Source organism: Moorena sp. SIO2C4, assembly GCF_010672485.1.
GTDB classification, from domain to species: Bacteria; Cyanobacteriota; Cyanobacteriia; order Cyanobacteriales; family Coleofasciculaceae; genus Moorena; species Moorena producens.
In genome coordinates this window covers 1-10,413 of the sequence record NZ_JAAHGN010000147.1, presented here as the reverse complement: position 1 = coordinate 10,413, position 10,413 = coordinate 1, and the positions used below count along the sequence as shown (strand labels likewise).

At 44.6% G+C, this 10,413-nt stretch carries 9 protein-coding genes and 1 pseudogene; 6 read left to right on the top strand and 4 right to left on the bottom strand.

What is annotated here, in order from left to right; genetic code table 11:
* The first annotated feature begins 952 nt into the window (after positions 1-952).
* On the top strand, positions 953-1,171 hold the full coding sequence (locus F6K20_RS10700) for a DUF4327 family protein (RefSeq protein ID WP_008181701.1): 219 nt from the start codon (positions 953-955) through the stop codon (positions 1,169-1,171).
* A 371-nt stretch (positions 1,172-1,542) separates the two neighbouring features.
* Here F6K20_RS10700 and F6K20_RS10695 read toward each other — a convergent pair whose 3' ends face one another.
* Together F6K20_RS10695 and F6K20_RS10690 are read right to left on the bottom strand one after the other, a co-directional pair.
* A complete protein-coding gene (locus tag F6K20_RS10695; RefSeq protein ID WP_044492517.1) occupies positions 1,543-2,766 on the bottom strand; it encodes a protein kinase domain-containing protein in 1,224 nt (407 codons plus the stop codon).
* A gap of 172 nt (positions 2,767-2,938) precedes the next feature.
* The gene (locus tag F6K20_RS10690) at positions 2,939-5,260 is read right to left on the bottom strand and encodes a serine/threonine phosphatase (RefSeq protein WP_287265743.1); all 2,322 of its coding nucleotides are present in this window, start codon (positions 5,258-5,260) and stop codon (positions 2,939-2,941) included.
* Between the two features lie 423 nt (positions 5,261-5,683).
* On the opposite strand from F6K20_RS10690, the gene F6K20_RS10685 reads away from it, so the two are divergent.
* Positions 5,684-6,403, top strand: coding sequence for a pentapeptide repeat-containing protein (locus F6K20_RS10685; protein WP_008181704.1), 720 nt, complete (start codon positions 5,684-5,686; stop codon positions 6,401-6,403).
* Positions 6,404-6,686: 283 nt separating this feature from the next.
* On the opposite strand, the gene F6K20_RS10680 is transcribed toward F6K20_RS10685, so the two are convergent.
* Entirely contained in the window at positions 6,687-7,163 is a 477-nt protein-coding gene (locus tag F6K20_RS10680) for a TspO/MBR family protein (protein WP_287294631.1), read from the bottom strand.
* Positions 7,164-7,274: 111 nt separating this feature from the next.
* Between F6K20_RS10680 and F6K20_RS10675 the strand changes: the two genes are divergently transcribed.
* A complete protein-coding gene (locus tag F6K20_RS10675; RefSeq protein WP_267872002.1) occupies positions 7,275-7,403 on the top strand; it encodes a hypothetical protein in 129 nt (42 codons plus the stop codon).
* Here F6K20_RS10675 and F6K20_RS10670 read toward each other — a convergent pair.
* Positions 7,400-8,293 (bottom strand): ParA family protein, encoded by an 894-nt coding sequence (locus tag F6K20_RS10670; RefSeq protein WP_044492539.1) that lies wholly within the window; start codon positions 8,291-8,293, stop codon positions 7,400-7,402. The genes F6K20_RS10675 and F6K20_RS10670 overlap by 4 nt on opposite strands.
* 25 nt (positions 8,294-8,318) lie before the next feature.
* Here F6K20_RS10670 and F6K20_RS10665 point away from each other — a divergent pair, with 25 nt between their 5' ends.
* The 3 genes and pseudogenes from F6K20_RS10665 to F6K20_RS10655 all read left to right on the top strand — a co-directional run.
* A complete protein-coding gene (locus F6K20_RS10665) occupies positions 8,319-9,176 on the top strand; it encodes a ParA family protein (protein WP_008181714.1) in 858 nt (285 codons plus the stop codon).
* A gap of 406 nt (positions 9,177-9,582) precedes the next feature.
* Positions 9,583-10,215, top strand: a complete 633-nt coding sequence (locus F6K20_RS10660; protein ID WP_008181716.1) for a TIGR04282 family arsenosugar biosynthesis glycosyltransferase — start codon at positions 9,583-9,585, stop codon at positions 10,213-10,215.
* Positions 10,173-10,413 (top strand): annotated as a pseudogene (locus F6K20_RS10655) (hypothetical protein); the annotation flags it as partial. The gene F6K20_RS10660 and the pseudogene F6K20_RS10655, both read left to right, overlap by 43 nt.

Below are 10,413 nucleotides of genomic sequence, written 5' to 3'. Positions count from 1 at the left end.
AAACATCCTTTTGATCAAGGGCAATGCTGCCCAACCTAACGCTGCTTTGAACAATCATGTCAGCGCTAATAGGGGATTTCCAGGAACCATAGGGGGCAAGGTGTGGTGGTTGGGTCATTGAAAAGCTGTAATTGGCTCTAAATTCCTTGGGCTATAGGTACTATCATAACCTGAGTGACATACTCCCGACGCTGCCCTAACGGGACAGCGCGGGCTTCTTACCAACTCCACCCAACGGTATCGGCTTTCGCCGACGCTGCGCGAACGGATACACGGGTTACTTTATTAACAACACGGTCAGAAGTTACCGTAAGGATAGGGTCGCCTTATTTCATGAGTTTTAACCCTTTTCTGCATAGCCAGCTCGCCTTTATAGGCGACCCTATCTATCGGTTTCGTCTCCGGGATGCCCCGACCCCCCGGAACAATACAAAAAGTTCTAGAACCAAAGTACTGCAGGCGAGCACCTTGAGCGAATTTAATGGGCTCAAGGTGCGAGCACCTATGAAATTTTACCCATCCACAGATAACTCAAACTATCAAGTTTTTTTCGGGATGGAACCCCATATTCGGTGGTTTTCAAGGTTGCTGTTAGTAGGTGGCGGTTAGCTCTTAATTTGTTTTCCCTACTATTCCTAGTATATTACATTGGCATTTCGACGTTCCGACCCTTGCCCCGCGCTTCCCATACGACGCTCACCCTATCGGGTAGAGCGCGGGGCTTCTCGCGGCTTGGCTAAGTGTCTATGGTTCGCGTTAAAGTAGGGATTCCCGTACATTTACCCAGATCGGGCTTGCTTAAATGCATCCGATTGCGCTACAAGAGTATAGAGGGGCTTCCTTGCCGTACAAAACTCTACAGATCGGCGCATTACCGCAAAGGGGAAGCATTGTAGTTCAGGTATTCGCAAAAGCCAATCTAACAACAGAATTGATTTAGAGATTTTAGAGTATGACTCAAACAGTTACTCACCCCATGGTGAAGTTGCAACGCCATGTGCGTTCACTGGCGGAATCCAAAATTATTAAACCCAGTGACAGCCTTTGGAAAATTGCCCTGCTCTATGGGGACGAATGGTCCTACTGGAAACAGGAACTTACTGAATTCGGGTTTACCATGCAAGACCCGATCAGTGACTTACTAGCTGTGGAAGCCTGGGACGAAGAATGATCTGATCCTGTTTCAGGTTAAGTACTTATCTATCTCTGTTGTTCGTCTATATGAAAATTGACAATTGAAAGTTGTCAGTGGTTAATTGGCTATTAACAATTAGCTATTAACAATTCAAAATTGACAATTAACAAAAGGCGAACAACGGGGATCAACCATTTTTAGAAGTAATTAACCGGACTTGATCTGACTTGTTTCGCTCCCATTTGGCGTCCACGCTTCAATAGGTGGAGCTTGGTCATGGATGAGGAGACAGCGCGGGTAGGGTGAGTATATCCTTTCTTTATTCCCTTATCCCCCTTATCCTAATCACTAGCGATCGCCAAATTATGCCCGTGAAATTTCTGCTCATATTCATGCTTCGCCGACTCCTAAATACAAGCAACCAAAGCCTGCATCAGTTCTTTTGCCGTTTGGTAGCGATCGCAAGCCCTTGGTTGACAAACCCGCTCAATCACTTTCCTTAATTGGGGAGTAACAGTGGGAACGCCTGATACATCAAACCGATATCCTGAACTACGCCTTTGATAATACTTTAGAGGAGCTTCCCCGGTGAGCAGAAATATGAGAGTTGGGCCAATGGCGTAAAGATCCGATTGAGTGCAAGGCTGACCTCGGTCTTGTTCAGGAGCACTATATCCCTCGGCACCAATCCGTGTGCCTGGTATTGTGCCAATTTCTTTAACAGCACCGAAATCCAACATCACAATTCGGTTATCTCGATGGCGCACCATCAAATTCGCGGGCTTAACGTCTCGGTGGATTAGAGGCGGCTGGCGGTCGTGGATGTAGTCTAAGATATCGCAAGTCTGAATCATCCACTCTACTGCCTGGGGCAAGGTGACTGGTCCAGTGCTCAAGACACGTTTTTCTAAATCTTCACCGTGGATCAGAGCCATGGCTAAGTATTTTTTCCCCCCTTCCACAAAAAAGTCGTAATACTGGGGAATTCCGGGATGATTCAGGGTTTTTAGGGTGCGAGCCTCTCGTTCAAACAGTTCTTGAGCCTTGGAAATTTGAGCCATGTCAGCATTCATTTCCTTCAGTACTAGTAGGAGTGGGTATCCATCCTTGCTGTTAACTTTGTCCCAGGCAAGATAAGTGGTTCCCATTCCCCCCTGTCCCAATGTCCGCAAAACATGGTAGTTGCGAATGACTCCCTCGACTGGCACCAAGGGTTGACCACAGTGAATACAGAACAAATTGCCTGGTGCATTGCCTTGGTGTTGGCATGGCTTAGTAGTCTCAGTCAAGGGCAAGGGTGCTAGGGAAGGGAGTTGCTGGGTTTGAACTTGGAATTGCAGCCTCGGACCTTTCTGGGCTAGCTGAATCAGAGCCTTTTCCGGCAGCACCCCCTGGGAAACCAAGACACCATTGAGGAAGGTGCCATTGGCACCCTGATTGACCAACTGCCACATCGGACCCGATGGGGAAGCACTAGCCCTGAGTTCCAGGTGATGTCGTGACACGATCGGGTCATCGACAATCACATCATTATCAGGAGCACGACCAATGCGAATCGTAGATTTGCTCTGAAAGCTCCACTGCTGCACTGGAGTGGGGCTTAACGGATCTAATAGGGTCAGTGTGACCATAGTCAGTTGTCCTTTGTCCAAAGTCCTTTGTGGGTTTTATCCTTTGTGGGTTTTATCCTTTGTCGGTTTTGTCCTTTGTCCAAAGTGACTAACCAGAATCTACTGGCAGCTACTAATCACCTAGCTAATCACTAATCACCTAGCTAATCACTAATCACATACAACTAATCACCTAATTTAATGTTGGTTGAGCCAAGTTTGGTCGCACCTTCACCCGAACTAGGATTAGTGTAATGTTGTCGTGACCATTATGCTCATTTGCCAGCTCAATCAAGTTAACCAGACCCTGATCGAGGCTAGCTCGGGAACTTAGTAAAGGCGCTAAGTGAGTTTGCCAGTAATTTTCCAACAGGTCATTATCTGACAAACCATCAGAACAAAGTAAGAATATAGTATCTTCTGCGATATCTATGAATTGCACATCAGGATTTAGGAATTGCTCACTGCGCGGTCCAAGGGCTTGAGTTAGTTGATAGGCATCAGGGCGAGAGTAAGCGAGCTCTGGATCTACTCCGTGCTGGATTTCTCGTTGACCCACCTCGTGGTCTATAGTGATTTGCTCTAAGCCTCGTTTGCGAGTTAGACGATAGACCCGACTATCTCCGACATGGACAATCCCTACCTTGGTATTTTGAATCAACATCATGACTAGAGTCGTACCCATTCGACCGCTGCCAGAGCGAGCATTTTGTTGGTTGATATCGAAAATCGCTTGATTTGTTACATAGACCGATTTCCTGAGACTATCTTCTGTGGGAAACTCGTCTTGCCAATTTTGTTTAAAGTAATTCTGGAGTACCTCTACTGCCATAGAACTGGCTACTTCCCCAGCCGCATGCCCTCCCATGCCATCGCAGAGAATATATAAACCACGAGCTTGTATAGTTCGACCAATGGGATTTTCCTGCTTTTTGAGTTGGGTCTCGATGCCAAAACAATCCTCATTATGATCTCTTTGATGACCAATATCTGTAATACCGAGATCATCGAGACTCTGCAAGCTCATTGGCAACAGTACCGTTGGCATGTCATCCCCTTGTTGCTCAATTCCTGGTAGATCAGACAATAATTCCTGGCTATCAGGAGGTTGAGTGTCTGCCGTTGCCATTTCTGAGACTACAGCCTCAGTTAATTCCATACCGGATTCGTATGGGTCAGATTCTTGTTCGTGAGCAATGGCTTGCAGATGCGATCGCAATTCCTCAATGGTTTCAATTTCCTTTGTACACAACTGCCGGACAACCGTTGACAAGGAGGTAAATTGAGTTCGCTGGGACTCGTTAAATAATCGTTGCCACAGTTGTCCCAAATCCTCTAGGGTTAGGGGATTTTCCTCCCTGTCGGGATATAGACGCTCCAAACCTAGTGCTTGGTCTTCATCCACCCGGAGATTCGTCAGTTCCAACAGACTCTGACGACAATGCCAAGGCTCTAGAGCTTGCCAAAGCTTTGCCATTTCATCGAGCCAGTATAGGATTTGCAGTTTAGAAAACTCTTCGGACCCCCACAACTTACTCAGTAACTGCCATTCTGAACGGTTTTCTAGCAGGATTATCGCCTTACCATTTTGCTGCCAAACATCATGAATTTCTGGCACGCTAGGGTAACATAAGTCCTTGAGAGCCAAATAGGGTTTAGCACTCTGTGGGATATCTAGGACTTTCCAAACGTCTACGTTTTCTTTCGAGGAAGGTTTTGGCTGCTCTAGGGTTGTGGATAGATCAAATTTCTCTGGAGACAATTTTGTTTGATTAATCAGGGCTTCTAGGGGAGACTTTTGTAACGGTTGGCAGTCCAAAACTGTGACAAAGATACTATCATCTGTTGTCTTACTTTCCCCGATCTGATAGAGTTGATCAGGTTCTAGTACTCTGTAACGCTTACCCTGGTCTAGATAGACAATTGTTGCTGTCTCTGAAGTTGGGTTTTCGAGATTAGGAATTGACCAGCTCGAAGCTTCAGTAGATTGAGGTTTCTTCTGTATTGGGCTAATCTCTAGTAATGGCTCCTCTGATGATTCTAGTTCCACTTGATCACAGCCACTTCTGTTGTTTATCGATGCTTGATCAGCGAAGACTGTTGATGCTTGGGACAAGGTGCCATCATCCCCTGGCTCTGTTAGTATAGTATCCGATTTAGTTAGCCACTCTTGTGTTGTTTCTAGGAATGATGCTGGCTGGGTTAGTTCCCTCTCGGTCTGGTCAGACTCTGGTTGGGAGACCGCTACTGCCGTAGCCTGCTCAGCTGAGGAGTCTGACACCTCAACCGGAGTTTGAGGAGAATACTGGGGGGACCTTGCCGAATTTTGCTGCTTAGAAATAATTGCCCTCCAAACCGTTCCTGTGAAGGCACCGCAGTTGTGACAAGTTTCAGCATTTAGGGGCACTTGGCTAGCGCATTCATGACAACTTTTATCGGTTAGGGAAGTTCCACATCGTTGACAAAACTTGTTGGTATTTGGGTTCTCGAACTGACACTGGGGACAAACTAACATAATGGAACTTCCTTAATCCTTAAATTCCGCGCTTTGGTGGGTAACTTTTAAGATTTCATCTAACTGCCATCTAGTTGGCCATGCTGTAATCTATGATGGCAGCTTTTAGCAGCATAGCCTGATTCCAATTTTTACGCTGTCGTGCAATGTGATTTCATGGTATAATTAAATTAATTTTTTAGTAACTATTTTTTTATAGGCTACACCCTATAGTCTACCCAGGGAGCATAGGGTGACAACAAGCAAACGGTAAACTAGCTCTATTATCGCGCCTTTCTGCCAAAGCCTCTACTCTTATTCCAGCAAACAGCTGCTATTGCTATATACAAAAGTTTAAACTTTTATTCCGGTAGGGGCGAATAATCTCTTGTATCTCTCTAAGTAGAGTGCGACTCTCAGGTCAATCTGGGCAAGCTTTTGCTTATGAACATTAAACTATCTTTAATCATCGCTGTGGTCTTAGCGGCAACTATAGCAATTGCTCTTCATCTATCATCTCAGCAACAGGTTAGCATATCCCTAAAAACTAATGATAACTCCAGTAAGACCATTCAACATCCAAAAGCCAAGACAAAAGTGCTTGAGTTAATGTTAAAAACCAAGACCTGTGTAGAGTGTGATCTGATGGGTATTGATTTGAGTGGACTTGACTTAAGTGGAGTTGACTTTAGCAGAGCTGACTTTAGCCAAGCTAACTTATCCGATAGTAACCTAGAGAACGCTAATCTCAAAGATGCCAAAGTGATTGGTGCTCGTTTTGAAAACGCGAAGTTAACCTCTGCTGACTTAGATGGCGCTGACTTTAAAGATACTAACTTGAAAGGTGCTGATCTCAGTGATGCTAATCTCCTCAATATCCGATTGGCTAATGCTGATTTAAGTACTGCTATTCTTAATCGTACTGAGCTTCGAGAAGCTGACTTGACTGGTGCCAATATGGAGCATGCTGACTTGAGTCATGCTAGTATTTATGGTGCCATTTTGAGGGAGGCTAATCTCACTGGTGCTAACCTTTATAAAGCGAATTTGCGTTACGCCAATTTGCAAGATGCGGTATTAAAGGGTACTAATCTAAAAGGCGCTGATTTACAATTTGCTGTGATGCCTGATGGCAAAACTGTTTATGGAACGGATGATTACTGAGCTCTAGGACAATGAAATTAAGAAACTTGCGTGTAAAAAAAAATCCCAATTCAAGTAGGGTGGGCAAAGTAATCTGATCTAGAAGACTCCTTTGAACCAAACTGTTTTTGCCCACCCTACTACAATTAAAAAAAATCCCAATTCAAGTAGGGTGGGCAAAGTAATCTGATCTAGAAGACTCATTTTAACCAAACTGTTTTTGCCCACCCTACTACAATTAAAAAAAATACTCTGTTACGTCACCTGACGGCTGACGGCTGACGGCTGAATGCTTACAAATAAATTATGCTGCCCCTGGATTAAGTCGCCTCATTTCCCAGGTGGTGTAGGTACCAATCGGACTCCAAATTATGTAGGGAAGTAGTAACAAAAACGCCACCAGGGATACGGGATAAATCAGTAAACCCAGGATAAGACTTAATAAGGCACCTGTGCCACCAATAATGGTGCCAACGGTGAGGCTACGAAACAGAAACATCACTGGTGTATAAGCCATGGTGATGATTTCTAGTAGTAGATATAAACCCATCAGCAACCAGGTGCTTCCGCTACCTGGGTCATGCTCCCAAACTATATACGCTGACCAACCACCGCAAATAAAGATAGTTATCCAGATTAGGGGAATTGCTCCCTCGAAGGTGAGCCATTCCGGACGACGTAGGCGATAGAACCATCTGACTCCTGCCGGTCTGGTGATTAAGTTACCAGCGAATGCTACTAGCAGGGTTACCGCTGCAATTACCATCCAAGATTTAATCATTATTTTGGCCTTGCTCCTAAATTCCCAATTTCCTCAAAAATGAGCAAAAATGTAGTTTGACCCGGTGGTGCGTTACGGGCAGCAACCTAACACTTGCGCTCGAGGATGAACATGAGGGCAAGCCCGCCCCTAACGCACCCTACGCACCCTACGCACTCCCGATTCCCGATTCCCGATTCCCGATTCCCGATTCCCGATTCCCGATTCCCGATTCCCGATTCCACCCTCCTGCTCAACTAGTTCTTAGATTTATTTGTTATAATATTCGATAATTTTTGGATAAATTCTTGAGTGAATTGAGTAAAGGCTTTGGCTCCTGGTGCTTGGGGTTCATTGACGACCACAGGTCGAAACTCATCCACGGCTTTGGCAACCGCAACATTCCTGGGAATTTCTATAGTAAAAATTTTGTCTTTCCCAAAATTATCGGTCAATCGGTTCTTGACTTGTGTCGCCATATTGGTGGCGTGACCAAGGGAGAAAAACAGAATCCCAATCAGGGTTATCCCAGAGCGATCGCTTTGTACCAGCTTTTTGATCTGACCTTCTTCGAGGATGCCAATCCCAACCACTGATAAAGGTTCAGGTTTGGCAGGAATGAGATAAAAATCACTAGCAATAATTCCGCTACGAGTGATAATATTCTCACTTGGAGGGAAATCCAATAGAATAAAATCGTAGGTTTGTTGAACTGGCTCAAGGGCACGCTTAATTAAATAATTTTCTAGCTGATTCCAGTTGTTTTCAAACTCTTGGGGATTATCCTTTGACTGAGAAAACAGCAATGCAGCCAATAGAAAATCATTGTAGGTTTCGATATCCCCTGGCAATAAATCTAGTCCATCCACTCGACAAATATTGCGCTGAATCGCTTGTTCAACGGGAATATATGCCTGAGTGGGTGACTGAATCACTTGATTAATTATTTTTTTTAAGGTTCGGTCCTCCTTCTTGAGTTTAGCAAATTGCACTGGAGGCATCAGGCTTAGGGTAGCATTAATCTGGGTATCGAGATCAACGATTAATACTCGCATGCCATAATCTTTGGCAAGACAGGTAGCAAGGTTGACGGTGGTGGTAGTCTTGCCAACACCGCCTTTCATATTGACTATAGAAATGGTGTATCCCAGTTTTGACAAAAAGAGGTAACATAACGTGAAGGTCATTGCAGTATACCATAACAAAGGCGGCGTCGGGAAAACCACAACGGTGGTTAACCTAGGGGCAGCTATCCGAAAAAACCGCAAAAAAGTGCTGATCATCGATCTTGATAGCCAAGCGAATGCTACCTTTGCTACCGGACTGGTTAAATTTCATGACGAAGCCTTTGATGATATCAAAGAGTGTAATATTCTCCATGTTTTGCAATCTGAAGAATTCTTCTCAATCTCGGAAGTAGCTAGAAAATCTGAATTCAGCAATCCAGAAATTGATGTGGTTCCTGCTCACATTGATCTGATGAAATATGAGCTTGATATGAATCAGCTTGATTTTAGCCTGCTCATGCTGATTGATAAACTAGACGATGTTAAAAATTACTATGATGTGGTAATTATTGATACCCCTCCCTCTTGGAATTTATATGCTAGAATTGCTTTAATCACTGCTGACTTTTTAATCATTCCTTCAGACCTCAAGCCTTTTTCTAATCAAGGCTTACTGAATGTCAAAGATTTTATCAGAGCGATTAATGGCTATAGAAAACAAATCCAAATTAAGCCGCCCCTTAACGTCTTGGGAGTGTTGCCTTGTAAAATAGCAACCAATAACATGTTCATACAGCATACCTTGCCAAAACGGATCAAAGCAATTTCCGACCGCTATGGCTTTGATGTCATGAAGAGTGTTATTTTCGATCGAGATGATTTGGCAAAGTGTGCTGAACAAGTTGAAAAAGTAGACAATCAGGATATACCGTCTCCTGTGTCTGTGTTGGATTATAAACCATATTGTATGGCTTCAGAAGAATTTCGGTCTCTTGCCCAAGAAGTTTTGGAAAAAATAGGGATGTAAGCTATCAGCTATCAGCTATCAGCTATCAGCGAACAGCGATTAGCGCTACGCGCACGCTACGCGAACAGCTATCAGCTATCAAATGATGAGCATTTTTGACCTTACCAAAAATACCTATATACTTTCTTTACTCTTGCCTCTTGCCTCTTGCCTTTCCCAAGCGCGACTATGTTAATAACTAAACTCAAAATGCTATAAGTAGGTACACAAAATTACTTACACATTTTACAAAAAAAAAGCTTTGCAGGGTAAGGGTTACAGAGATTTGCAATAGGTAATTAATTCTGTGTAGGTGCTTAAAAATCGGTGTAGTAATTGTGATAATTATTGTCCCCTAATCCCGACTCCCGATTCCCGACTCCCGACTCCCGACTCCCTATTCCCTACTCCCTATTCCCTTCATATAATGATACTGACAGAACGCTTAATTATTTTCAGCCGCTATCCAGAGCCGGGAAAGACTAAAACCCGGATGATACCAGCTCTAGGAGCGGATGGTGCGGCAAAGCTTCAACGTCGCATGACGGAACACACTGTTGCCCAGGTCAAGGAATTTACAACTGGTCGCCCTGTGTCTGTAGAAATCCATTTTGCTGGTGGTAATCAACAGCTAATGGAGAATTGGTTAGGCTCAAATCTGGTCTATAAACCTCAGAGTGATGGGGATTTGGGCAAGCGAATCACAACGGCATTTCAGTTATCGTTTGCGGAAAGCATGACCAAAGTTGTGATAATTGGTATTGATTGCCCCGATTTGAATAGTTCGGTGATGAATCAGGCATTTGAGGCTCTAGACAATCATGATTTAGTACTTGGAGCAGCTAAGGATGGCGGCTACTATCTGGTTGGTCTAAGTCGATTGATTCCAGAGTTGTTTGTGGGAGTGAATTGGGGAACATCTGAGGTTTTGCAGCAAACCGTGGATATTGCTAACAGTCTTAACCTAACTATCGGGATGCTTTCCGAGCTTACTGATGTTGACCGCCCAGAGGATCTGTGGGTAGTATCAAATTTGATGGGAGTAGGGAATCGGGAGTAGGGAATCGGGAATCGGGAATCGGGAGTAGGGAATCGGGAATCGGGATAAGCATTCAGCGGTCAGCGGTCAGCGGTGAGCTAAAGGCTCACGCTGCGCGAACAGCTTTGTGGCACAGGCTTTGGCCTTGGCCTTTTGGCCTTTTGGCCACGCTACGCGAACGGCCACGCGTGCGCGTTTGGCCACGCTGTGCGAACGACG

Coding starts and splice junctions, on each gene's coding strand:
- F6K20_RS10700 (WP_008181701.1), top strand. CDS start 953: ATGACTCAAACAGTTACTCACCCCATGGTGAAGTTGCAACGCCATGTG.
- F6K20_RS10695 (WP_044492517.1), bottom strand. CDS start 2,766: ATGGTCACACTGACCCTATTAGATCCGTTAAGCCCCACTCCAGTGCAG.
- F6K20_RS10690 (WP_287265743.1), bottom strand. CDS start 5,260: ATGTTAGTTTGTCCCCAGTGTCAGTTCGAGAACCCAAATACCAACAAG.
- F6K20_RS10685 (WP_008181704.1), top strand. CDS start 5,684: ATGAACATTAAACTATCTTTAATCATCGCTGTGGTCTTAGCGGCAACT.
- F6K20_RS10680 (WP_287294631.1), bottom strand. CDS start 7,163: ATGATTAAATCTTGGATGGTAATTGCAGCGGTAACCCTGCTAGTAGCA.
- F6K20_RS10675 (WP_267872002.1), top strand. CDS start 7,275: ATGAGGGCAAGCCCGCCCCTAACGCACCCTACGCACCCTACGCACTCC.
- F6K20_RS10660 (WP_008181716.1), top strand. CDS start 9,583: ATGATACTGACAGAACGCTTAATTATTTTCAGCCGCTATCCAGAGCCG.